The following is a 22,901-nucleotide window of genomic DNA, read 5'->3' on the forward strand; positions in this document are numbered from 1 at the left end:
GTTCGGCCTCGCTCAGTAGGACAGTGCCCATGCTCTCCCCGATTCGTGCTGGAAGCGGACTTCCAGCATGAACGGGTCGGGTGCCACCCTCACGCCGGCGTCGTGAACGACGCGATAATTTCCGGTGGCATCGACGCGTGCCACGCGCGGCCATAGATGCGTGTGGTTGGTGTTACCGTCGATCCGGACCGGTCCTTGCGGCGCGTCATACTCCACTTCCCAGAGCGACCGCAGCAGCTCTTCGAGATGATCGCTACGACTGCGCTCCAATGCCGCCGCGAAGAGGTGAACCGAGAAGTAAGCCGCTTCCGCCGGCGCCGTCACCGGCCAATCGTTCCCCACCCGCTTGTGATAGGCCGCAACGAACGCGCGGGCCGCCGGCGTATCGACGGACTGAAAGAATGGCGCCGCCGTGACGTGGCCTTCGGCAACATCGGGCCGCATGAGAACGACGTCGGCCTCGCTGGTCGATTGACTGGCGATCGGAAGCTGCCGGCCGTCAAATCCGGCCTCCTTGAAGGCGGTGTAGAACGGCACGATGCCGGCGCCGACGATGGTGGAGTAGATCACGTCGGGTCTGGTGGCGCGCACCCTGTCGAGGATCTTTGCGATGTGGCCGGCGGTCAGATTGAGCGGCACATACATTTCTTCGACCGAGTGACCTCCGGCACCCGCAAACAGGTCCGCGATGATCCGGTTCGATTCGTAAGGGTAGACGTAATTCGACCCCACCAGAAATACGCGACTGCCGTGGTTCCTGGTGAGATAATCCACCAGTTGAACCGAATTCTGATTGGGAGCTGCGCCGGTATAGATGCAGTGGCGCGAATACTCGAAGCCCTCGTAGAGCGTCGGATAGAACATCAACGCGCTCCGCGCTTCGACGATCGGCAGCATCGCCTTGCGGGTACTCGACATGTGCCCGCCGAAGATGACGCGCACCCGATCCTCGTCGAGCAACTTCACCGTCAGTTCGCGGTAGCGGGACGGTGTCGACGCGGGATCGTAAGCCACCGGCTCGATGCGCCGTCCGCAAACTCCGCCGGCGGCATTGATTTCATCGATCGCAAGAAGCGTAGCCGCCCGCTGCGTGCGCTCGATCGCACCGGTCACTCCGGTCTCAGAAAACAAGACACCGACGCGCCAAGTCTCCATATCCATCAGCGTTCACCCAAAAAAAATGGTCCCCGTCCCCCTTAGCAGAGGTCGAGAACCACACTGTTCGCGTTCAGGACGATCTCGACCATGCGAGCCGCATCCAAAGTATGTCAGAGGCCGGGACTCGTTGCAATGCAGCAACCGTAAAAACTTCGGCCATGACGAATGCGAGCCGCCGCACGAAATACGACGGGCGTCCAATTCATCGCAGGAAGGACCTGCGGTCGGACCGAACCGCGGCAGCGACCGCCTCGAGCACCACGCGGACGCGGCGAAGTCGACGGGTATCATCGTGGACAGACATCCAGTAGCTGCGCGTTGCCTGGAATTTGTCCCCGAGCAGAAGCTTCAACCCCGGTCGCTCGCGAGCGAGATAACGCGGCAGGACGCCGATAGCCGCGCCGCTGACCACCGCGTCGACCTGTGCGATCACACTGCTGGTGCGGATCGTCGGCACGACTTCCACACCGTCACCCAGGTCAAGAAAGTTGAGCTGCTGGGTAAAAAGGAGCTCGGGGATGTACCCGACGAAGACGTGCTTCCTGAGATCCTGCAGTGACCTCGGACGGCCCATCCGCTGGAAGTAGATATCCGAACCATAGAGGTCGAGCGTGTAGTCGGTCAGCTTTTGAGCCGCGACCTGCCCCGCCACCGGCCGGTCAAGCGTGATGGCGATGTCGACCTCGCGTGCCGCCAACGAATAGGTCCGCGGCAAGGCGACCAGTTCGATTTCGAGCTCGGGATGCGCGGCGGACAACAGGAAGATCTTGCTGCCGAGATATCCGGCCCCCAGCCCTTCGGGCGCACCAATCCGAACGCGCCCATTCACCACTGATTGCGCGTCGGCTAACCCCGCGATGTCGCGCAGGATGATCGACTCCAGTTCCTCCGTGATGTCCGCGAGCCGGCGGCCATGCTCGGTCACCGCCGTCCGCCGCCCCGCCCTTTCGACCAACGGCATCCCGACCGACCGTTCGAGGCGGAGGACACGGCGCCCGACAGTCGAGTCGTCGATGCCGAGCAGTTTCGCGGCCTCGGACATCCGGCCGCTCCGCGTCACCTGGAGGAAGACTCGCAGATCATCCCAATCCATTCGGGGCTCTCGCATTTTTGCAAATAGAAGTCGCAGTTTCGGGCATTGAGAGCACAAATCCGCCATGCCATCCAGCGGCAACATTGCGCGGAGAGAAGAGAGGCCTGATGCGGATCGAGGGGGATTTTGACTATGCGGTTGTCGGTGCAGGCACCGCAGGCTGCATCGTCGCAAACCGGCTGTCCGAAGACCCGCGCAACCGCGTCCTTCTGCTCGAAGCAGGCGGGAGGGACAACTGGATCTGGTTTCACATTCCGGTCGGCTATCTGTTTGCCATCGGAAATCCGCGCGCCGACTGGATGTTCAAGACGGACCCGGAGCCGGGATTGAATGGACGCGCGCTGGCCTATCCCCGCGGCAAGGTGATCGGCGGCTCGTCCGCGATCAATGCGATGATCTCGATGCGCGGCCAGGCAGCGGACTACGACGGATGGCGTCAGCTCGGCTTGGAGGGCTGGGGCTGGGATGATGTGCTGCCGGAATTTCGCAATCTCGAAGATCACTTCATGGGCGCGAGCGACCTCCACGGCACGGGAGGCGGCTGGCGGATCGAGCCGCCGCGCGTGTCGTGGCCGGTTCTCGACGCCGTGGCGACGGCCGCCGAGGACATGGGCATTTCGCGCAGCCTGGATTTCAACACCGGTGACAACGAGGGCGCCGGCTACTTCCACGTCAACCAGAAGCGCGGACGACGATGGTCCTCTGCGCGAGGCTTTTTGAAGCCGGCCTTGAGCCGACCAAACCTCCGCCTCGAGACCAATGTCTGCGTGGACAGGCTCCGTATCGAAAACCGTCGCGTGACCGGCCTGCGTCTGGTCCGAGACGGTCAATCCGTCGATGTCGCTGCCAAGCGGGAAGTCATCCTGTGTGCCGGCGCGCTCGGCTCCGTGCAGATCCTGCATCGCTCCGGCGTAGGACCCGCCGACTGGCTCCGCCCGTTGGGTATCGAGATTGCGCTTGATGGTCCGGGCATCGGACACAACCTGCAGGATCATCTTCAGCAGCGCGCGATCTACAAGGTCAGCGGCATTCGCACATTGAACGAAACGTACCATTCGCTTGGCCGCCGCGCCCTCATGGGACTCGACTACATCTTCCGCCGACGCGGCCCGCTCACCATGGCGCCTTCACAGCTCGGCATCTTCACCCGATCGAGCCCCACGCATGAGAGAGCCAATATCCAGTTTCACATCCAGCCTCTCTCGCTCGACAAGTTCGGCGAACCGCTGCACCGCTTTCCTGCGATCACGGTCGCCGCCTGCAATCTTCGGCCGACATCACGGGGCACGGTCCGGATCGAGTCCAGCAGCCCCAATGCCCCGCCACGCATCGCGCCAAATTATCTTGCTACGTCCGAGGACCGGCTCGTCGCGGCGGATGCCATTCGGGTCACCCGCACGCTGATGCGCCAGCCGGCGCTCGCTCGTTACGCACCCGAGGAATTTCTGCCCGGCCCGTGCGTCGCCGACGATGACGTGTCACTCGCACACGCTGCCGGCGACATTGGCACGACCATCTTCCATCCGGTCGGCACCATCAAGATGGGGCCCGAGGCGGATCCGCTGTCACCGCTTGACGCGCGCCTTCGCATGCGAGGCATCGACGGGCTCCGGGTCATCGACGCCTCGATCATGCCCACCATCACATCGGGAAATACCAACACCCCAACCGCAATGATCGCGCGCAAGGGCGCCAGCATGGTGCTCGACGACGCGCATCGGTCCCGCATCGCCCAGCCGCCATTCGTTTCATCGAGGAGACTCCGCAAATGACCCATCCCGTTCCGCATTTCATCAATGGCGCCCCGGTCACGTCTTTGCACGGCCGTGCCGCGCCGATCTACAATCCTGCGACAGGCGAGCAATCCGGGACCGTGCCGCTTGCCGGCGCCGACGAGGTCGCTTCGGCGGTCGCGGCCGCACGGACCGCCTTTCCCGACTGGACCAAGTCTCCGCCGCTGCGGCGCGCGCGCATCCTCAATCGTTTCCTCCGTATCCTCGAGGAACGGCTCGATGAGCTCGCGGCCGTGATCACGTCAGAGCATGGCAAGGTTTTTTCCGACGCAAAGGGAGAAGTACAGCGCGGAATGGAAGTCGTGGAGTTTGCCACCGGCGCGCCACAGCTTTTGAAGGGCGAGATCACCGAGAACGTCGGCACGCGCGTCGACAGTCATTCGTTGCGCCAGCCGCTCGGGGTCGTCGCGGGCATCACGCCGTTCAATTTCCCGGCGATGGTTCCGATGTGGATGTTTCCGGTGGCACTTGCCTGCGGCAACACATTCATCCTGAAACCCTCCGAGAAGGTTCCCTCCGCGTCCATCCTCCTGGCGCAATGGTTGAAAGAGGCCGGGCTGCCGGACGGCGTGTTCAACGTCGTTCACGGCGACAAACAAGCGGTCGACGCGCTGTTGACGCACCCTGATGTCGCAGCGGTGAGCTTCGTTGGCTCGACACCTGTCGCACGATCGATCCACGAAACTGCAACTCTGCACGGAAAGCGCTGCCAGGCCCTGGGCGGTGCCAAGAACCATATGATCATCATGCCGGATGCCGACATGGACCAGGCTGTCGACGCGCTGATGGGCGCGGCCTATGGCTCGGCCGGCGAACGCTGCATGGCGATTTCGGTTGCGGTCCCTGTCGGCGAGACGACGGCAAAGACCCTGATCGAAAAGCTCGTACCCCGGATTCATGCGTTGAACATCGGTCCAGGCATGGACCCGGAGAGCGAGATGGGTCCGCTTGTCAGCCAGCAACATCGCGACAAGGTACGAGGCTACATTGATACCGGCGTCGCCGAAGGTGCGACGCTGCTGGTGGATGGTCGTGAATTTCGCCGCCAGGGTTACGAGAACGGCTACTTCGCCGGCGGCACACTGTTCGATCGCGTCACATCCGATATGACGATCTACCGCGAAGAGATATTCGGACCAGTCCTAGCGGTCGTACGCGCCTCGTCTTATGACGAGGCCGCCGCCCTGATCAACGCGCACCAGTTCGGCAATGGCACCGCGATCTTTACGCGCGACGGCGACGCGGCACGCGAGTTTGCCAACCAGATCCAGGTCGGGATGGTCGGCATCGATGTGCCGATTCCTGTTCCGATGGCTTTCCATTCATTTGGTGGCTGGAAAGCCTCCCTGTTCGGCGATCACCACATGCACGGACCAGAAGGCGTGCGATTCTATACCAGGTTGAAGACAATTACGACGCGCTGGCCGACCGGTATTCGCAGTGGCGCGGAGTACGTGATGCCAACGTTGGGATGAAGGGCAAGCGACCAAATAGCGAGGCAACCAAGACGTGAGCTACAGGCACCTGATGCGGGCATCACCGTTGATCGACTAGCAGCAGCTGAAGGTTCATAGCCAACATTGGCGCGTCGTCAGAAAGTTCACAGGTGGGGGTATCGGCCGTGCGGTACTCGTCCGCGAAGTACCTTCGCTGTCGGACCCCCGCTTTTGGCGGACCGATCGATGCTCCGGTCGCCGTTGTTGGGATGCGCCGTGGTGTGGCGACGCCACGAAAGATGATGGTCGGCACACGAGGCCTGCCATCCGCGATTGATTTTGATTCAGCTCCCGTGGCCGATTCGGCGCCGGATCCGATGACGCGAACGTTATCGGAGGCGGGTCGGAGCGTTCGCATTTGCTGCGATTTCAAAGCGTTGCAAAGCCGAGCCGCACTGCAAAGTGCATTTCGGGACCACCCGTGCTCTTCAGCGTGGCCAAGTGTCCAAAATCATCAAAGAGAGCCCAATTGAGACCAAATCTGCGGATAGCTTTGCCAACAAATTCGAACCGATGACCTTCAGGTTATAAGCATGACAATTTCCGAAGCGCTATTCGACACGCTGGCCCGCGCGCCAGCCCATCTCCCAGAAGTCTGCCTCGAGACGAGTAGCTTCCTTGAAGATCGCAATCAGTTCTGCCTCGCGGGCCGGGGTGGCGTAGAGATCAGCGAGACGTTCCAAGTGTGCTCCCGCTTTCGCCGCGACCTCTTGGTATGGCGCACCAGCGTACTCGGCAATCCACACGCGATAGGGGTTCGTCGCAGCGTTCGCATCGGGTTGTGCAGCCAGCCGCTTCGCGATCTCCGCGTACCCGATCACGCATGGGGCCAGCGCCACCTTGAGTGCCAGCAGATCGCCGCGCATTCCAGCATCCAGCACGTAGCGAGTATAGGCTAGCATCTCGGCCGCCGGAGGGGTCTGTTCAAGGTCGCTTGGGGACAGACCCCAACCGGCACAGAGTGTCACATGAAGGTTCATCTCGACATCAAGGATGGCCGAAAGACCGGCCGCTGCTTCACGCATGTCGGCAAGCTTGGGCGATTTGTAGACCGAGAGCGCGTAGGCGCGCGCGAACTCGATGAGGAACAAGTAATCCTGAGCAAGATAATAACGAAATGCCGGTTCGGCGAGCGAGCCGTCTGCCAATCCGTTCGTGAAGGGATGCTCGGTGTAGGCGCGCCACTCAGCAGATGCCTCTGTCTTTAGACGCTCCCAGAAACTCACGTTATGTTTCGCCTGGCTTGTCATGAACCGCTTTTGATTACTTCCCATAGCCTGCATTATGAGGCTGACCTTGGCCGGCCGCGGCGATCTGCCGGCACGCTGCCGTATGGAGGTCGTCGATCGCTGGGATTGAGTGCGTTCTCACGTTATCACCTACAGAACGCAACGTCCTGGTCCAAGATTCGACTACTGACAATCCGTACCAGTTTCGCGCCAATAACAACCCGCACGAAGGGCGGCGAACGTGGTCGAATTCGACGAAAAGGCAGGAAACTTAACAGCGGCGACGATTGTCCCACCGCTCATAACGGTCTGGTTGCAGGTTCGAGTCCTGCCGGGCCCGCCAATGAGATCAATAGCTTACTTCGTTCCCGTTGCCCGCAGCGCGACGACCGCACCAGAAACCGCACCAGATACGTGCTGTTTTCGTTCACACCAAAGTTCGCAACGGCGTCAGGCAAGCTCACCTGCTAAATGAGTGGACGCGACAGTGCCATCCACGATCCTCGCCTTCGGCCGACGGAGAGGCACCGACAGAAGCAGTCTCTCCCTTTGGCGGTGAAGTCGGCTATCTCCGGCAAAGCGGAAGTCAGCCATAACGCCAATCAAGTCCGCTAAGGGGCCAGTAGCAGACATGCGGCGCGATGCGGTGACCAGATCAACGTGGACGAGGTTGACGGCACCCACCGGCGCCGGCCGCAAACGCGGCCGGTCCTCAAGGACGCGCAATGAGCAACGGTTGCACGTTTGCGCCGCCTGCCATCAGGGGATTCGACGGCTCGAAGCGAGCGCGCAGTTCTCGCTGCTGGACGAGCGAGCGTGCAACGACAAAGGCGTTCTTCAGGCTTCTGGCTTGCCGGAGTGCGACATTGAAAAAGGCGTTGCCGAAGTAGGTCCACTTGGCTTTGTCCCGACAGCCGAACGATGAATGGTCGGCACCGGCCGCGGTGATGACCAACGTATCGGGGTTCGCGAGACGAGGGATAAAGACTCCGGAATAACAGGCAGAGATGACCACCACCTTGTATCGCATGCCGGTCCGCGCCAACATGGCGGCGAGCTGGGACGGCGTGAGCGTTTGCGTAAGCCGCCCGGCTTTGATTGCAAGCCCGTCGGGGGAGCCGTGCGAGGTGAGAATCAAGAACAGAACATCATTCTCGGCGTCCATCCCATTGGCCGCCGCCTGCAAGGACTTAGCCAGGCCTTCAATCGTTGCACCTCCGCCTTTCTTCGAATTGAATTGCACGTTGACTGGGCCGCTCCCGAAACGACCCGCTACGACCTGTGCTGCGCCGGTCGCCTCGCTTCTAAACACGCCCTGATCGCCGAAAAGGCCGAACGACACCACGCTCACCTTGCGAGCGTCCTCAACGGCGTGCACCGGCGAAGCCAACGGCGCGACGGTCAAAACAAAAGCGACGAGCGGCGCGCCAAGCCGGCTGATCCAAGAGCCGATCCAAGTGCCGTTCCAAGAACCACTCCAAGACTTGCACGCCATGGCGAACCTCGTTTGGTGATCGCCACCTAGCATATGGCGATTCAAGTTGACGGCATTGCGCCCCGGTTCAGCGATTCCTTACCGCAACCCCGCCTCGGTCGATATTCTTCTCCGATCACGCGAAAAATTGCGATGCCGGCTCAGCGAACGCCGGCAACGATCACGCGCGCTCCCGCATCGGCGAGACGCTTGCACTGCTCCTCAGATGCGCCGACATCAGTCACCAGAGTCCAGCGCGGCGGCAGCGGCGCCCAGGCCATCTGTTCGGCGCGGCCGAGCTTGCTGGTGTCGGCGAGAACGATGACTTCCTTCGACTGCTGCATCATCAGCGACTTCAGTGCGACCTGTTCGAGATCCGCTTCGCACAGGCCACGGCCATTCACCACGCCGTCGGCGCTCATGACGGCGCGGTCCGCGGTCATGCGCCGCAACGCCTCATTGGCGAGCGGCCCCATGGTGCTCATGCTGGTGGTGCGCAGCGCGCCGCCCAACACCACAAGCTCTATGCTCGGAGCCTTGGCGAAGAAGGGCAGCAGCGCAAGATTGTTGGTGATGATGCGCAGCCGCCGATGCTGCAGCAGTCGGCCGAAGGCTGCGACCGTCGAGCCGGCATCGAGAATCAGCGTGTCGCCATCCTCGATCAGATCGATCGCCGCGCGCGCGATCGCCTGCTTCTGTTTGCCCTGAACCGCGAGGCGCTGCTCGAGCGTTGTCTCGTTCGCGTGGGCGGTGAGAATGGCGCCGCCATAGGTGCGGCGCACGGCATTGTTCTTGGAAAGATGCTGCAAGTCGCGCCGCACGGTGGAAGCGGAAACGTCGAAGCGCCGCGCGAGATCGTCGACATCGATCTCTCCCGCGTTCAGTGCTTCCAACAGACGAGCGTGACGCTCCTTGCTGCGCATCGACATCGAACCTCAGCCCCCGGATCCATTGCCGTCAGCCGAGCTCGACCGTATCGGCTTCGCGGCACGGCCGATGGATACCACGATGCATCGGCCGCGCAATGTCTGCGCTTAACGCGCATCTCGCTCCTCATCCTGAGGAGCCCGCGCAGCCCCCTCAAGCCGCCTTCTTCGGCGCGAGATCGACTGCCTGCCGCAGCGCTTCGATCAGGCTGCGCTCGTCGGCGATGCCCTTGCCCGCGATGTCGAAGGCGGTCCCGTGATCGACCGAGGTGCGGATCACCGGCAGACCAACAGTGATGTTCACACCGGCTTCCAGCCCCAGCACCTTGATGGGTCCATGGCCCTGATCGTGATACATCGCGACCACCATGTCGTAGTCGCCGCGGCCGGCCAGGAAGAACAGCGTGTCGGCAGGCAGGGGGCCGTGCACGTCCCAGCCCTTGCGCTGACAGGCTTCCACGGCCGGCGCGATCTTCGCGGCTTCCTCGCCGCGACCGAACAACCCGTTCTCGCCGGCATGCGGATTGATGGCGCAGACGCCGATCTTCGGATTGGCGACGCCGGCGCGCACCAGCACGTCATGCCCGCGTGCGATGACACGCTCGACGAGGCCGGGCTCGATCTTCTCGATCGCATCGAGCAGGCCGATATGCGTGGTCACGTGAATGACGCGGAGTTTCGGCGACACCAGCATCATCGATACTTCCGGCGTGCCGGTCAGATGCGCCAGGAGCTCGGTATGGCCGGGATATTTGTGGCCGGCCGCATGCAGCGCTTCCTTGGAAAGCGGCGCGGTGCAGATGCCCTGCGCGAGCCCTGCTTGCACCACCTGCACGGCTTTCTCGATGTAGCGATATGCCGCCTCACCTGCCGTCGCCGACACCTTGCCGAACGGCAGATCGTCCGGCACCAGCTTCAGGTCAACGCACTGCACGGCCTTCGACGCAAAATTCGCCTGCTTCGCGTCGCTCAACGCATCGACCTCAAGCGGCACGCCGACGATCTGACCGGCCTTGCGCAGACGGTTGGAGTCGCCGATCACCAGCGCATTGCAGATCGCCCGCACCTGCGGCTGCGCCAGCGCCTTCATGATCACCTCGGGCCCGATACCGGCCGGATCTCCCATGGTGATCGCAATGGTCGGACGAGTCATATGAAACTTCCTCTGGTTCGGACGGCGCGAAGCCGCTCGCTGATGCGGATGAGGCTGTTCTCGTCACCGAACGCGCCCGCTTTGGTGGCGATCGGAACAGACAATCGGCCAAGAGTAAGGCCGAGCGACACGCCCGGCTCGATTTCGTCGGCAAGACGGATACCGTTGACACCGAAGCGCGACAGCATCGCCGCGGCGGTTTCGCCGCCGGTCGCAGCGAAGGCGCCGATCGCGGGTGCGACGGCCTCAAGAGCGTCGGCGAGCCCCTTGGCGAGCTGCGGGCCGAGCGACATGTCGGGGTGATCATCCATCATGATCTCAACCAGTGTATCGCCGCCGCCGGCAAGTCGTTTCATCACGTCCGCGGCGAGCGCCGCCCGGCCGGCACCATCGTTGAGCAGCGTTTCCGGCGCGACCGGGAAATGCGCCACGGTGCCGGTCGCCTCCAGCTCGCGCGCGGCGGCGCGAGATGCGCCGGCGAGCGAGCCCACCACGATCAGGGTGCCGGATGCGCTCGTCGGAATGCGCAGCGGCTCGACGGCATGGCTGACTTCGAGGCCGGCCAGCGCATGCGCGAGGCCGGCGCTGCCGATGAAGAAGGTTGCGGGCGATGCATGCAGGCTCGCCTCCGCGATCAAACGCAGATCGTGTTCAGTCTCGGCGTCACAGGCCGCGACCACGTCGCCCTCCCAGGCGAGCCTCGCGAACGTGGCTTTGAGATCGCCACCGCGCACGGCAGCGAGCTTGACCTTCTCACCGCGAACGCCCGCGGTCGCGAGAACGTCGACAAGATCGGCATTCGGGTAGGTGTGGTCGCGGTGCCAGACCTCGGCCTCCTCGAGGGGGCGGCCTCTGACCAGGATACGCCCGTCGATGGTGGTCCGGCCGGTGGCCGGAAAGGCCGGCGCGAACACGCCAAAGGCCGGACCCGACCGTGACTTGAGATGCGCAAGCGCGGCGGCAGTCTCCGCTGCAGGTTGCCCCCGCAGCGTCGAGTCAATCTTCTTGAAAAGAATACGTCCGCCTTCGCAAAGGCGCGCCAGCACATCGGCATGGCGGGCAGCAGCGGCCCCGGCCGAAAGGCCTCGACTCGCGGCATCGTAGGCCAGGACAGGCAGCTGGTAGCCCGACGCGTCGGTCACCTCACCCCACGTCACCGCAGCCGCACGCCCCCTTCTGCCGAAGGCGATCGCACAGTCCGCGGCACCGGTGAGATCGTCAGCGACGATCAGCCAGCTTTGGCTTGACGCGCTTTCTTGACGCGAACCGGTATCCACTTCGCTCGAAAACGCTTTAGGGGCCATCTTCAGCGACCTGCTTCAGTGACTTTGCCTCAGTGACTTGCCTCAGTGACAACCGAGCGAGCCGCGGGGGTCATCTTGCCGGCAGAAGCCACGTTGTTCTCTTCTGCAGGCTCCTCGACGTCGCGACCAACAACGCGGGCTGTCCAAGCGGTGACGATCGGCACGAGGATTGCGGTAACCACGACGCAGGCCGCGACGAGGATAGTCGCAGGCCGCGCCGCGTCCGCATAGGCTGGATTCGCCGCGGCGACAATCGCCGGGACGGCCGCCGCATTACCGGCCGTCGAGGCCGCCGCAACACCCGCGACACCATTCCCGCCAGTGATGCGATCGGCGAGGAACAGCGGGATGCCGGTCACAACCACCACGGCCACTCCCATGCCGAGGCCGAGCAGGCCGGCCTGCCAAACCTTCGACAGATCGAGGCCGGCGCCGAGCGCGAAGGCGAAGAACGGGATCATCACAGGCACCGCGCGGCTCAGGAAGTCGCGCATCTCTCTGTCGAGATTGCCGATGATCATACCCACCACCAGAGGCAGGATAGCGCCCACGAGGGTCTGCCATGGAAATGCCGAGAGGCCAGCGACGCCCAAAGTGATCATGGTGAGGAAAGGACCGCTCTCCAGCGACATGACGGTATAGGCGCCGACGTCACGCGGACGTCCATATTGGCCCATCAACGCCATATAGAGACCGCCATTGGTGTCGTTCATGGCGGCGACGATCGCGAGCGTCGAGACACCCGCGAACATGCCAGCTGCGACCGGCGTCTCTCCCAAAATGCGGCCGAAGATCAGGCCGAGGACAACGGCCACGCCAACCTTCACGATCAGCAGGGTGCCGCCCTTCTTCACAATATAGGGGGTCGCGCGGAAGTCGATGCTCGCGCCCATGCAAACGTAGAACACGGCGAGAATTGTCAGCGCGCCAGAGAACAGTGCGCCGGTGAAGGAGCCAAAGAACTTCGGGGTATCGGGAAAGAAGGTGGCAATAAGCGCCCGACCAACAGAGGGACCACCATCATCCCGCCCGGCACGCTCTCGATCGCCCGCTTAATTTGAACCTGCATTTCTGTTGTCCTCCCGCACACCGCGCACTTCCGATCATTTTGCGCGTTTTGCTATAAAAACGAGCAAACGTCGGCCGTATATGCTCATATCGCGCAGTATTCAAGACTTATTGCGCATTTCGCGCAAAACATTCGCTCCGTCAGATGCGATTGATTTTGCTCGCGGGAGAATGCCAGGGAATTGGGTCATGAAAGGTCGGGCATGGTCCTCATCGCGCAGATGCTCGAAACGCTTACTTGGGGCAACACCCACCGAAGCCCCGACCGTCGCATGCTTCGGCCGCAAGGGTGCCCGGCCGGGCCCTCGCCGCAGGCGGGATACTGCCTCAGCCAGCGGATCGTCGGCCTGTAAGTCGTCGCGCTCGCGCAAGCTTTCTTCGGGCGCTAGTACGAAACCTCCCAAGACCGCTCTGAGATTGCCTCGGTATTGCAGGCGAAAGCCGTTGCGCAACGGCCGATGGACCTACTTCTTCGAGCTTCCAACGTGGGCACGTGCGCAAGGGTGTCACGTCAAGGCGAAGGCGTTGAGCGCGCCGAGTACGTTCTTCTGCCGGCCTTCGACAGCTGGCGGTCTCACGGGCTGACGGAGTGGTTGCAGCGCGAGGAGCATGTCGTCGGAGCTTTTGAGATTTCGTACTACCGCCCCAAAGAGCGGCCCAATAGCGTGAAGATCGTGCATCCGAAGAACGGCGAGGAAGCCTGGTGGCCGCTTTTCGATGATCGGGGCGAATCACTTTTCCCGAACTGATGGCCGAACTCGATGCCATCAAGCAGGTCACGTTTCGGGTCTGGTCTTCAGGCGCGATCACGCGCACCGCAAGTCGCGTACTCCGCCACCGTGGATACTGAGCGCAAGGACCTCCGCTACCTGCGCAGCGTCGTGAAGGACATTGTCGCCGCGGCCGGCATTCGATCCGAGCTTTCATTCACCTCGTTCCGCCACGGCGGCTTCACCGAGGGTGCCGACAGCGACCTGACCGACGCGGAACTGCGCGCAGCCGGCCGCCACAGGTCTGCACGGCAATTGCCGATCTATGCAAAGCGGATCCGTAAACAGCTGATCTCGGGGACCCGGAAGCGCCGCGAGAAGCGAACAAAAGCAGCCGGTTTGTCGGAATAGACGCGGCCGTTTGTCGGAATGACAACTACGAGGGCTAACCTAAGCTATTGAAAAGCTTGGTGGGCGCACCAGGGCTCGAACCTGGGACCCGCTGATTAAGAGTCAGCTGCTCTACCAACTGAGCTATGCGCCCGGAACCTGTCCGGAAATGACCCTCGCAAGAGAGCGGTCGTTTAGCAAAGCGATTCCCCGATGTCCAGCAAGCTCAAGCAAGTTTTCCCGACTTTCTGACCACCGAAAGGCCGCCGGAATCCGGCGGCCTTTCATAGGCTTGGCGAAGGTGCCGGCGGACGGCGCTCAGAGCCGGCCGGAGCGCTCCTGATCAGGGCCGTCGTCGCGGTCGAAACGGTCGTGATCGAAGCCGCGGCCGCCGCGCTCCCAGCGGTCCATGCCGCGCTCGAGGCGGTGGCGGCGCCAGCCTTCGGCGCCGAAGCCGCGTCCTTCCATATGGGTCAGCATGCTCAGCCGCCGCTTCTGGTTGTCGTCGAGCGTCTTGTAGAGCGGGTCGGCGGCATCGGCGATCTTCGTCAGCGACGTTGCGGTCGCCGCCATGTTGCCGGCGCGCTCGCGCAGACGGGCGACCGGATCATCCGGCCTCTGCGACTTGTCCGCGTCGGTCTTCTCGGCGGCCATCCGCGCATTGGCGCGATCGAGCCGCATCTTGGCGAAGTCGCGCACCGCGGCCTCAACCGGCGGCCACAGCTTCTCCTGATCGGCGTTGAGCTTCAGCCCGGCGTGGACGGCGGCGATCCGCGCGTCGAGGAAGGCGGCCCGATCCTCGGGGCTCATCCGCATATGGCCGTGGAACCAGGGACGATGCTGGGCATAGACCGCGGTCGAACCGGCAATCGTGAGCGCCGCGATGCCGGCGAGCAGAACTTTCTTCATACGAACCTCCTTTGAAGGTTGCTCGAAGATGATGCCGCCCGCCCGCGCCTTCAACTTACGGATTGGACAGAGAGAGCTCTGTTACCAAGATGTAATCCGCTTTCATTGCACCGCAGAAACATCCAAGGCGCGAGCTCGCGCCTTGGGTGTCTGTTGTTTGCGCTAGATCATGCCGAGCAAGTGCGGCAGCCACAGCGAGATCTCCGGCACGTAGGTGATCAGGCCGAGGAACACCAGCATCGCGCACAGCCACGGCAACACCGAGATGGTGATCTCGCTGATGCCCATCTTGGCGATACTGCTCGCGATGTAGAGGTTGAGCCCGACCGGCGGATGGCACAGCCCGACCTCGGTGTTGACGATCATCAGGATGCCAAGATGCACCGGGTGCACGCCGAGCTTGGTCGCCAGCGGAAACAGAATCGGCGCCATGATCAAAAGGATCGACGACGGATCCATCACGTTGCCGGCGAGCAGCAGGATGACGTTGACGACGAGCAGGAACATCCAGACCGAGAAGTTCTTGTCGATGATCCAGGCCGCCATCTCCTGCGGGATCTGCTCGTGCGTCATCAGGAACGAGAACAGCACCGCGTTGGTGATGATGTAGAGCAGCATCGAGCTCATGCTCGCCGCCTGCAGCAGCACCTTCGGCACCTCGGAGAGCTTAAGCTCCTTGTAGACGAATACGGTGATGAAGAAGGCGTAGGTCGCGGCGACCGCGGCGGCTTCGGTCGGCGTGAAGATGCCGCCATAGATGCCGCCGAGCACGATCGCGATCAGCAGCAGGCCCCAGATGCTTTCGCGGAACGCCGTGAACTGCTGGCCGATGGTCGCGCGTGGCATCTTAGGATAGCCGTTGCGCTGCGCGACGAAGAAAGTCACCGCCGCCAGCATCAGCGCGAGCACGACGCCCGGCACGATGCCGGCCATGAACAGCGCGCCGATCGAGGTATTGGTGGAGACGCCGTAGAGCACCAGGATGATCGAGGGCGGCACCAGGATGCCGAGAGCGCCCGAGGTCGAGATCACGCCGACGCCGAACCGCTTCGGATAGCCGTGATCGACCATCGCCGGCATCATGATCGAGCCGATCGCAACCACGGTGGCGACGCTCGAGCCCGAGATCGCCGCGAACATCGCGCAGGCCGCGACACCGGCCAGCCCAAGGCCGCCGGGCAGATGCCCGACCAGCGAGGTCGTGAACGCGATCATGCGCCGCGCGACGCCGCCGCGGGTCAGGAAGGTGCCCGCCAGGATGAAGAACGGGATCGCCATGATGCCGAAATTGTCGAGGCCCGAAAACAGCTTCAGGCCGACGCTCTCGATCGGCACCTCGGTCATGGTGAACAGGAAGGTGAGCACGGTCAGGCCGAGCGAAATCGAGATCGGCATGCCCGTCAGCATCAGGGCAAACAGCAGTCCGAAAATAAGTGCGGCGCTCATCACGCTTCTCCAAGCGCGACGGGCGCGGTCTTGCTGGTCTCGACGCCATCGACATGGGAGGCGTCATGGTGCGGCAGGTCGTCGGTCCACCAGTAATTCCAGCACACCTGCAGGAAGCGGAAGCACATCAGATAGGAGCCGAGCGGGATGCAGGCGTAGACGATCCAGCTCGGGATCTCGAGATCCGGCGAGACCTGGTCGGTATGCATCAATTCGAACACGAATTTGGCACCCATGGTGCCGACGATCCCGGTGAATAGCGCGCCGCCGAGCAGGCCGAAGGTGATGGTGCGCTTGCGCCAGAAATCGTTGAGGCGGTTGATCAGGACGTCGACGCCGACATGGACGCCGGCGCGCACGCCATAGGCGGCGCCGAACTTCGCCATCCAGATGAACATGTAGATGCAGAGTTCCTGCGACCAGGCGAGATTGATGCCGAACAGGTACGGATAGAGCACGGGAACGTCGACCAGAAAACGGTGCACGACCGTGACGAAGGTCAGCAGCGTCGCGGCCCCCATCAGGCTCGCGATGATGATTTCCTCGAGCCGGTCCAGAATTTTAAGCAACATTGATCTCCCCTGTCATGGCCTGATGCGGCAACCGGCCACGGCACCCTGGCCGCGACCTCACGCGGCCGCGGCGTTCACTATGTTTGCGGTTCAAGTCCCGCGTGACTGTTGCCGTCGATCGGAGCTGCCTCCGATCTACCTCGCCCCGCGTGCGGGGAGAGGTCGAAATTCAAGCGCAGCTTGAATTTCCGGTGAGGGGGAGCTTCCGCGAGCACATCTGGAGCCGCGTTCGCGGAGAAGGCCCCTCACCCCAACCCTCTCCCCGCAAGAACGGGGAGAGGGAGCTCGTCTGGCATCGCCTCAGCGGCGAAGCATCGCAGCTAGTTCATCGGGCTGCGGCCGGTTTCCTTGAGGAATTCGTCGATCAACGGCTGGCCGACGCGCGATGCCACGTCCTTGTAGACCGGCATCATCGCCTTGCGCATCGCCTCGTCCTGCTCCGGCGTCAACGCGACGATCTCGGTCTTGCCGGCCTTCTTGATCTCGGCGAGCGCGTCGTCGTTTTCCTTGGCCGACTGGCTGTTGCCGAACTCGGTGGCTTCCTTCATTGCCTTGGAGAGCTGCTCGCGGATATCGGCCGGCAGGCCGTCCCAGAACTTCTTGTTCACGACCACGACGTAGCCGATGTAGCCGTGATTGGTGACGGTGGCGTACTTCTGCACCTCATGCATTTTCTGGGTGTAGATGTTCGACCAGGTGTTCTCCTGGCCGTCGACCACGCCGGTCTGCAGCGCCTGGTAGACGTCGGAGAATGCCATCACCTGCGGGATCGCGCCGAGCGCGCGGAACTGGGCTTCCAGCACCTTCGACGACTGGATGCGGAACTTGAGCCCCTTGTAGTCGGCGGGCGCGACCAGCTTCTTGTTCGCGCTCATCTGCTTGAAGCCGTTGTCCCAATAGGCGAGACCGGTCATGCCCTTGGAATCCAGCTTCTTGAGCAGCTGGGCGCCGAGCGGCCCGTCGGTGACCGTCCGCAGCGACTTCAGGTCGGGCAGGATGTAGGGCAGATCGAAGACTTCGAATTCCTTGATGCCGATCGGGCCGAACTTCGAGTTTGACGGCGCCAGCATCTGCACCGCGCCGAGCTGCAGCGCCTCGAGCTCTTCCTTGTCCTTGTAAAGCGTCGAGTTCGGGTAGACCTCGACCTTCACCTTGCCGCCGGTGTACTTCTCGGCGAGTTCCTTGAACTTGTCGGCCGCCTTGCCCTTCGGCGTATCCGAGGCCACCACGTGGCTGAATTTGAGAACGATCGGCGACTGCGCCGCCGCAGGCCCGACAAAGGTCAAAGCCGCGATCGACGCCGCAGCCAATATGAGTTTACGCATGTTTCCTCCCGCGTAATTGCGGAGCGCGAATACCGGCCCGAGACATCCGGTCGCACCATTACAGACAAGCAACGACGATTGCCATTGCCCCTTTAGCAGGGGCTAATTGCACGATTGCTGCACTGCAAAATTCGATGCGGCGGTATCCCTTTCGGCTCTTGCGACCGTTCAATGACACCGCCCGCACGCTGTGCCCGGCCACGGCAATGAGGTCAATGCGAGGTTTGGCAATGGCGGGTTCGCCGGGCGCGAATGCTGCGCGTGTTTCTTGCCGGCTGTCGCCCCTGCGAAAGCAGAGATCCATACGCCGCTGCAAATCTTGCAGATATGACTCTTCGTTGTCGTCCTGGCGAAAGCCAGGACTCATTACCACCGCATTTGATTGTGAACGAGGTCGTGGCCCCAGCATCGCGCAACAAATCTCATTTGGGGTAATGGGTCCTGGCTTGCGCCAGGACGACACTGAATGTGTTGGACCACGTGTGGCTCATGCTTCCGCAGTCTCGCGGCGCATTGCGTCCGAGCTTTGCATCTTGTTCCGCCCTCACCTCAAGCAGAGGGCGCAGGGAAAGCCGGGTGCCGATCGCACCCATGGGCCCCAGCAATGGGTAGAAAGCTCGGGGGTAGGACCACAGGTGTAACCGGAAACAACCCGGCTTTCCCTGCGCGATGGGCTACGGCTTACTTCGTGCTCTCCCCGACGAGACTGGGCTTGGTTGTCACCGTCTTCGCAACGCGCACCGCGCAATCGGAAAAGACACCTGCCGCTAGGGCGTCAGGACCACACGACTTCACCGTCCGCCTCATGCACGTTCGTCAACTGCGCAATCGGCGTCCACCGCATCTCGACCCACGTTCGTGACGACCGCGAAGCGCCCTCGTGTCGGGTGAGACGGGCAGACCATACACCGAGCCACGCTTCGGATAAAGCGAAATATTTTTGCTGCGAAGGCTTGCGCCGTCGGGCAACTCAGTGGTAGCGGCCCTCCCCGGTCCTTTCGTCATTGCGGGCGACGCACCAGCGTCCGGTGTCGCCTCGCCGAGCGAACGGAATCCGGTCGATCAGGCGTCATTCCCTCCGCAGGATTTTATCCATGGCCTTTCCACGCGCCAGCTCATCGATCAGTTTATCCAGGTAACGAATTTCCCGCATGGTCGGCTCTTTGATTTCCTCAACCCTGACACCGCACACCATGCCCTTGATCAAGGCCCGCGAAGGATTCATTTCAGGCGCCTTTGCGAAGAACGTTTCGAAGTCGGTTTGTTTTTCCAACTGAGCTTCCAGCTCCTTCGAACCGTAGCCGGTCAACCAGGAGATCACCTGATCAACCTCCGCTTTGGTGCGTCCCTTCTTCTCCGCTTTCGCGACATAGAGCGGGTAAACGCTTGCGAAGCTCGTTGTATAGATCCGATGCTTGGCCATGAATTGCTCCGAACGTTCGTATTCCGGGGTCTCGACGAGGAAATATTAGTCCTGGGTTGAACCGGCTTCGCCAATCCGAAGTGTCGCATGTGGCTGGGGGCATGGCGATGGCCTGCTGCCTCCCGTTTCGTCCCCAGCGCTCGCGTGCGGCGGCCCGCATGCGTTGGCAGCAATCGCTCTACAGCGACGGCAACCGCTCTGGGGCGGCGCCCCACTCGATCCGTTAGATCACCACCATGTCCAATCCACGGGCGGAAACAATGCGGCCCGCCGGGATCGAACATCAGGATCGAACGCAGGAGTTTTCAACGATGAACCAGATGATCCGCAATACTCAGGAGACAAGCATGAACCTCGACGATGTCTCGCACGCCGGTCAGCCGGGGCCAAACGAGTTGGTGCCATCGCGCTACGCGCTGAAGATCGGCGAGATCGACGTGCTGGTCGTCAGCGACGGGGTGCTGCCGCTGCCGACCAAGATGCTGGCGCACAATGCCGAGCCGGCCGTCCGCGCGGCCTGGCTGGACGACATGTTCCTGCCGCCGGACGCGTTCGACTGGGCGCTGAACGTGGTCGTGGTGCGAAGCGGCGGGAAAACCATCCTCGTCGACGCCGGGCTGGGGTCGGACCCGGACCTGCACCTGCCGAAGGCCGGGCAGACGGTCAAGCGACTGGAGGCGGCCGGCATCGATCTTGGGTCCGTGACCGACGTGGTGCTGACCCACATGCACATGGACCACGTTGGCGGGCTGCTCGTCGAGGGCGTGAAGGAGCGGCTGCGTCCGGACCTGCGGATCCATGTGGCGGCTGCCGAGGTCAAGTTCTGGGAGGCGCCCGATTTCTCCCGCGTCTCGATGCCGCCGGGTTTCCCCGACGCGCTACGTGCGACCGCCAAGCGGTTCAGGAAAGAGTACCAGAGCCAGCTGCGGCTGTTCGACGAGGAGCACGAGGTGGCGCCCGGAGTGGTCGTCCGTCGCAGCGGCGGCCACACTCCCGGCCACAGCGTCGTTCGTCTGGCGTCCGGCGGCGACCGGCTGACATTCGCCGGTGACCTCGTGTTCGCGGTCGGGTTCGAGCACCCCGAATGGCACAATGGCTTCGAACACGATCCCGAAGAGGCGGCCCGCGCCCGGATCAGTCTGCTGCGGGAACTGGCGGCGAACCGCGAGTTGCTGGTTGCCACGCATATGCCGTTCCCGTCCGTCGGACATGTCGCGGTCGAGGGTGACGCCTTCCGTTGGGTGCCGGTGTTCTGGGACTACTCGAGACCTTGTCGAGTTAGAGCCGAACCGGGGCGCGTACTCATATCGATCATGGGCGGGCTCCGGCTTCCGCGCGGCCCTTCTGAGCAAAGGTCGGCTACGGGCCCAGGCTGTGTGAAAATCGTGAAAACCTTCTGTTTGAAGTGATTTGCGCGATAAGATTCTCCGACGACTTGCGGGGGATCAGATGAAGCGCTTCGTCGAAGGGTTGGATCGCGGGCAGAGCACACTTTTTCCGGCATCGCTCGACGATTATGTGACCGAGGATAATCCGGTGCGAGCGGTCGACGTGTTCGTTGACGGTCTCGATCTCCGCAAGGTCGGGTTTGCAGGTGTCCAGCCACTCGACACCGGCCGCCCCAGTTATCATCCCGGCACTATGCTCAAGCTCTATATCTACGGCTACCTTAATCGGATTCCGTCGAGCCGGCGCCTCGAGCGGGAATGCCAGCGCAACATCGAGTTGATCTGGTTGACGGGGCAGCTAGCACCGGACTTCAAGACCATCGCGGATTTCCGCAAGGACAATGGCAAGGCCATCCGTCAGGTCTGTCGCGAGTTCGTCGCGCTGTGCCGCAAGCTTGATCTGTTCAGTGCCGCGAGCGTCGCCATTGATGGATCGAAGTTCAAGGCTATCAATGCCCGGGACAAGAACTTCACCGAGGCCAAGATGAAGAGGCGTCTTGAGCGGATCGATGAGAGCATCGCCCGCTATCTCTCTCAACTGGAGACCGCCGATCGGCATGGCGATGCGGTGCCGGAGGTGAAGGTTGAGCGGTTGAAGGGCAAGATCGAGAAGCTCAAGGAGGAAATCGTCCGGCTCAACGCGATCAACGCAGAGATGATGAAGAGTGAAGACAAGCAGATCTCGCTCTCCGATCCTGACGCTCGCTCGATGGCGACAAGTGGCAAGGATACTGGCATCGTTGGCTACAACGTGCAGATTGCAGTTGATACGCAGCATCATCTCATCGTGGCTCACGAGGTGACCAATGTGGGCAGCGATCGCCACCAGCTCGCCAACATGACCGGGCAGGCGCGTGCCGAGATGGCTGTCGAGACACTCGATGCCGTTGCTGATCGCGGCTACTACGACAGCGAAGAGATTCGCGCCTGCGAGGAGGCTGGCATCACGGTCACACTGCCGAAACCGATGACCTCAGGTGCGAAAGCTGCAGGCCGTTTCGGCAAGCAAGACTTCATCTATGCCGCGACCGAAGACATCTACCGCTGTCCTGCTGGTGAACGGCTGACGTATCGCTTCACCGTCGAGGAGGATGGCAAGATACTCCGCCGTTACTGGACGACTGCTTGCCGCATCTGCGCGCTCAAGGCTCAGTGCACGACCGGCCCCGAACGGCGTATCACGCGCTGGGAGCACGAAGCTGTGCTGGAGAAGGTTCAGCAGCGACTTGACCAAGACCCCAACAAGATGACCTTACGCCGGCAGACGGCGGAGCATCCGTTCGGGACCATCAAGGCCTGGATGGGTGCGACGCACTTCCTGATGCGACGACGACACAAGGTTGCGACCGAAATGGCGCTTAATGTGCTCGCCTACAACATGAAACGCGTAATAGCGATTCTGGGCTGCGCCACACTGCTGGAAGCGATGCAGACGTAACCCGACATTGTACCGGCGCCTCAGCGCTTAGAACCTTCTGGCAGCTCATTGGCAGCCCAGACGAGCTACGAAACCGTGCGGGAACATCTCGCCCGCCAATTGAAAACAGGGTTCTCACACAGCCTGGGCCACAAGCTGTCATTCAAGCCGGTCGAGAGCGAATTAGCTTGCCTTGCTTTGAGTCCTTTTGCACTCTCAGGCAAAGGAGGCCGATGCATGAAGATAATGACCGTCGCGTGCGCTCTCGGAGCGGCCCTCGTGCTGTGCAACCTCGGGACGTCTGGTGCTGAAGCCCGGGCGCGGAAGGCACAAGTCGTTCATGAACCAAGGAGGGTCATTATCCCGACGCCCGTGATAAGGCCAACTCCGTGGGACTATTATATTGTTCCACGATATCAATATCGCCCTGAAGACGACCGGGTCGATCCATACGCCCCGCCCCTGGTGTCGTCGTGGCGCCTCTATGAGGCGTGGCGGTGGCCATACTGGTGGTGAACAGCTATCGCGCCAAACAGATCACATTCCGAGTGGTGATCGTCCCCTGAC

At 62.3% G+C, this 22,901-nt stretch carries 19 protein-coding genes, 1 tRNA gene and 1 pseudogene; 6 read left to right on the forward strand and 15 right to left on the reverse strand.

The genetic code is table 11. From position 1 onward, the window contains the following. Nucleotides 1-12: 12 nt before the first annotated feature. The gene (locus ACSKB9_RS11460; RefSeq protein ID WP_438080165.1) at nucleotides 13-1,164 is read right to left on the reverse strand and encodes a transporter substrate-binding domain-containing protein; all 1,152 of its coding nucleotides are present in this window, start codon (nucleotides 1,162-1,164) and stop codon (nucleotides 13-15) included. Nucleotides 1,165-1,360: 196 nt separating this feature from the next. Next, nucleotides 1,361-2,335, reverse strand: coding sequence for a LysR family transcriptional regulator (locus ACSKB9_RS11465; RefSeq protein ID WP_438073220.1), 975 nt, complete (start codon nucleotides 2,333-2,335; stop codon nucleotides 1,361-1,363). 23 nt (nucleotides 2,336-2,358) lie between these two features. Between ACSKB9_RS11465 and ACSKB9_RS11470 the strand changes: the two genes are divergently transcribed. After that, nucleotides 2,359-4,023, forward strand: a complete 1,665-nt coding sequence (locus ACSKB9_RS11470; protein ID WP_438073222.1) for a GMC family oxidoreductase — start codon at nucleotides 2,359-2,361, stop codon at nucleotides 4,021-4,023. Further along, nucleotides 4,020-5,519, forward strand: a complete 1,500-nt coding sequence (locus ACSKB9_RS11475; protein WP_438073224.1) for a CoA-acylating methylmalonate-semialdehyde dehydrogenase — start codon at nucleotides 4,020-4,022, stop codon at nucleotides 5,517-5,519. Before ACSKB9_RS11470 ends, ACSKB9_RS11475 begins: the two co-directional genes overlap by 4 nt. A 572-nt stretch (nucleotides 5,520-6,091) precedes the next feature. Here ACSKB9_RS11475 and tenA read toward each other — a convergent pair. From tenA to ACSKB9_RS11505, 6 genes are all read right to left on the reverse strand, one after another. Beyond that, nucleotides 6,092-6,766: a thiaminase II gene (tenA, locus tag ACSKB9_RS11480; protein ID WP_092083090.1), complete on the reverse strand. Its 675-nt coding sequence runs from the start codon at nucleotides 6,764-6,766 to the stop codon at nucleotides 6,092-6,094. Between the two features lie 715 nt (nucleotides 6,767-7,481). Continuing rightward, nucleotides 7,482-8,264 carry a C13 family peptidase gene (locus ACSKB9_RS11485; RefSeq protein ID WP_438073226.1) on the reverse strand — a complete coding sequence of 261 codons (783 nt, stop codon included), beginning with the start codon at nucleotides 8,262-8,264 and terminating at the stop codon, nucleotides 7,482-7,484. Between the two features lie 140 nt (nucleotides 8,265-8,404). Beyond that, a complete protein-coding gene (locus ACSKB9_RS11490) occupies nucleotides 8,405-9,172 on the reverse strand; it encodes a DeoR/GlpR family DNA-binding transcription regulator (protein WP_438073228.1) in 768 nt (255 codons plus the stop codon). A gap of 151 nt (nucleotides 9,173-9,323) precedes the next feature. Beyond that, nucleotides 9,324-10,322, reverse strand: coding sequence for a 4-hydroxythreonine-4-phosphate dehydrogenase PdxA (pdxA, locus tag ACSKB9_RS11495; RefSeq protein ID WP_057020626.1), 999 nt, complete (start codon nucleotides 10,320-10,322; stop codon nucleotides 9,324-9,326). Next, nucleotides 10,319-11,626, reverse strand: a complete 1,308-nt coding sequence (locus tag ACSKB9_RS11500) for a four-carbon acid sugar kinase family protein (protein WP_438073230.1) — start codon at nucleotides 11,624-11,626, stop codon at nucleotides 10,319-10,321. The genes pdxA and ACSKB9_RS11500 overlap by 4 nt, the downstream gene beginning before the upstream one ends. Before the next feature lie 29 nt (nucleotides 11,627-11,655). Then, the gene (locus tag ACSKB9_RS11505; RefSeq protein WP_438080166.1) at nucleotides 11,656-12,618 is read right to left on the reverse strand and encodes a 2-keto-3-deoxygluconate permease; all 963 of its coding nucleotides are present in this window, start codon (nucleotides 12,616-12,618) and stop codon (nucleotides 11,656-11,658) included. A gap of 579 nt (nucleotides 12,619-13,197) precedes the next feature. Between ACSKB9_RS11505 and ACSKB9_RS11510 the strand changes: the two genes are divergently transcribed. After that, nucleotides 13,198-13,443: a hypothetical protein gene (locus ACSKB9_RS11510; RefSeq protein ID WP_438073232.1), complete on the forward strand. Its 246-nt coding sequence runs from the start codon at nucleotides 13,198-13,200 to the stop codon at nucleotides 13,441-13,443. A 12-nt stretch (nucleotides 13,444-13,455) separates the two neighbouring features. Next, nucleotides 13,456-13,815 carry a hypothetical protein gene (locus ACSKB9_RS11515; protein WP_438073234.1) on the forward strand — a complete coding sequence of 120 codons (360 nt, stop codon included), beginning with the start codon at nucleotides 13,456-13,458 and terminating at the stop codon, nucleotides 13,813-13,815. A 57-nt stretch (nucleotides 13,816-13,872) separates the two neighbouring features. On the opposite strand, the gene ACSKB9_RS11520 is transcribed toward ACSKB9_RS11515, so the two are convergent. From ACSKB9_RS11520 to ACSKB9_RS11550, 7 genes are all read right to left on the reverse strand, one after another. Continuing rightward, nucleotides 13,873-13,948: transfer RNA gene (locus ACSKB9_RS11520), tRNA-Lys, on the reverse strand. 164 nt (nucleotides 13,949-14,112) lie between these two features. Continuing rightward, on the reverse strand, nucleotides 14,113-14,703 hold the full coding sequence (locus ACSKB9_RS11525; protein WP_438073236.1) for a Spy/CpxP family protein refolding chaperone: 591 nt from the start codon (nucleotides 14,701-14,703) through the stop codon (nucleotides 14,113-14,115). A gap of 162 nt (nucleotides 14,704-14,865) precedes the next feature. Next, nucleotides 14,866-16,149 carry a TRAP transporter large permease gene (locus ACSKB9_RS11530; protein WP_438073237.1) on the reverse strand — a complete coding sequence of 428 codons (1,284 nt, stop codon included), beginning with the start codon at nucleotides 16,147-16,149 and terminating at the stop codon, nucleotides 14,866-14,868. Beyond that, complete coding sequence (locus ACSKB9_RS11535; protein ID WP_057020631.1) at nucleotides 16,149-16,721, reverse strand: TRAP transporter small permease; 573 nt, start codon at nucleotides 16,719-16,721, stop codon at nucleotides 16,149-16,151. Before ACSKB9_RS11535 ends, ACSKB9_RS11530 begins: the two co-directional genes overlap by 1 nt. A 320-nt stretch (nucleotides 16,722-17,041) precedes the next feature. Beyond that, complete coding sequence (locus ACSKB9_RS11540) at nucleotides 17,042-18,046, reverse strand: TRAP transporter substrate-binding protein (RefSeq protein ID WP_438073239.1); 1,005 nt, start codon at nucleotides 18,044-18,046, stop codon at nucleotides 17,042-17,044. A 58-nt stretch (nucleotides 18,047-18,104) separates the two neighbouring features. Continuing rightward, nucleotides 18,105-18,413 carry a hypothetical protein gene (locus ACSKB9_RS11545; RefSeq protein ID WP_438073241.1) on the reverse strand — a complete coding sequence of 103 codons (309 nt, stop codon included), beginning with the start codon at nucleotides 18,411-18,413 and terminating at the stop codon, nucleotides 18,105-18,107. Between the two features lie 702 nt (nucleotides 18,414-19,115). After that, nucleotides 19,116-19,469 (reverse strand): DUF2200 domain-containing protein, encoded by a 354-nt coding sequence (locus tag ACSKB9_RS11550; RefSeq protein WP_057020632.1) that lies wholly within the window; start codon nucleotides 19,467-19,469, stop codon nucleotides 19,116-19,118. Between the two features lie 311 nt (nucleotides 19,470-19,780). On the opposite strand from ACSKB9_RS11550, the pseudogene ACSKB9_RS11555 reads away from it, so the two are divergent. Together ACSKB9_RS11555 and ACSKB9_RS11560 are read left to right on the forward strand one after the other, a co-directional pair. Further along, nucleotides 19,781-20,731 (forward strand): annotated as a pseudogene (locus ACSKB9_RS11555) (MBL fold metallo-hydrolase); the annotation flags it as partial. 187 nt (nucleotides 20,732-20,918) lie between these two features. Then, the gene (locus tag ACSKB9_RS11560) at nucleotides 20,919-22,355 is read left to right on the forward strand and encodes an IS1182 family transposase (RefSeq protein ID WP_438073243.1); all 1,437 of its coding nucleotides are present in this window, start codon (nucleotides 20,919-20,921) and stop codon (nucleotides 22,353-22,355) included. Nucleotides 22,356-22,901 lie beyond the last annotated feature (546 nt).

Origin of the sequence: Bradyrhizobium sp. BR 1433 (assembly GCF_051547665.1) — a bacterium.
GTDB classification, from domain to species: Bacteria; Pseudomonadota; Alphaproteobacteria; order Rhizobiales; family Xanthobacteraceae; genus Bradyrhizobium; species Bradyrhizobium australafricanum.

Bases quoted from the DNA above. Each gene is read 5' to 3' on its own strand.
- ACSKB9_RS11530 (WP_438073237.1), bottom strand. From the start codon at position 16,149: ATGAGCGCCGCACTTATTTTCGGACTGCTGTTTGCCCTGATGCTGACG.
- ACSKB9_RS11470 (WP_438073222.1), top strand. From the start codon at position 2,359: ATGCGGATCGAGGGGGATTTTGACTATGCGGTTGTCGGTGCAGGCACC.
- ACSKB9_RS11525 (WP_438073236.1), bottom strand. From the start codon at position 14,703: ATGAAGAAAGTTCTGCTCGCCGGCATCGCGGCGCTCACGATTGCCGGT.
- ACSKB9_RS11545 (WP_438073241.1), bottom strand. From the start codon at position 18,413: ATGAGTCCTGGCTTTCGCCAGGACGACAACGAAGAGTCATATCTGCAA.
- ACSKB9_RS11465 (WP_438073220.1), bottom strand. From the start codon at position 2,335: ATGTTGCCGCTGGATGGCATGGCGGATTTGTGCTCTCAATGCCCGAAA.
- ACSKB9_RS11550 (WP_057020632.1), bottom strand. From the start codon at position 19,469: ATGGCCAAGCATCGGATCTATACAACGAGCTTCGCAAGCGTTTACCCG.
- ACSKB9_RS11560 (WP_438073243.1), top strand. From the start codon at position 20,919: ATGAAGCGCTTCGTCGAAGGGTTGGATCGCGGGCAGAGCACACTTTTT.
- ACSKB9_RS11490 (WP_438073228.1), bottom strand. From the start codon at position 9,172: ATGTCGATGCGCAGCAAGGAGCGTCACGCTCGTCTGTTGGAAGCACTG.
- pdxA (WP_057020626.1), bottom strand. From the start codon at position 10,322: ATGACTCGTCCGACCATTGCGATCACCATGGGAGATCCGGCCGGTATC.
- ACSKB9_RS11540 (WP_438073239.1), bottom strand. From the start codon at position 18,046: ATGCGTAAACTCATATTGGCTGCGGCGTCGATCGCGGCTTTGACCTTT.
- ACSKB9_RS11485 (WP_438073226.1), bottom strand. From the start codon at position 8,264: ATGGCGTGCAAGTCTTGGAGTGGTTCTTGGAACGGCACTTGGATCGGC.
- ACSKB9_RS11535 (WP_057020631.1), bottom strand. From the start codon at position 16,721: ATGTTGCTTAAAATTCTGGACCGGCTCGAGGAAATCATCATCGCGAGC.
- ACSKB9_RS11475 (WP_438073224.1), top strand. From the start codon at position 4,020: ATGACCCATCCCGTTCCGCATTTCATCAATGGCGCCCCGGTCACGTCT.
- ACSKB9_RS11500 (WP_438073230.1), bottom strand. From the start codon at position 11,626: ATGGCCCCTAAAGCGTTTTCGAGCGAAGTGGATACCGGTTCGCGTCAA.
- ACSKB9_RS11515 (WP_438073234.1), top strand. From the start codon at position 13,456: ATGCCATCAAGCAGGTCACGTTTCGGGTCTGGTCTTCAGGCGCGATCA.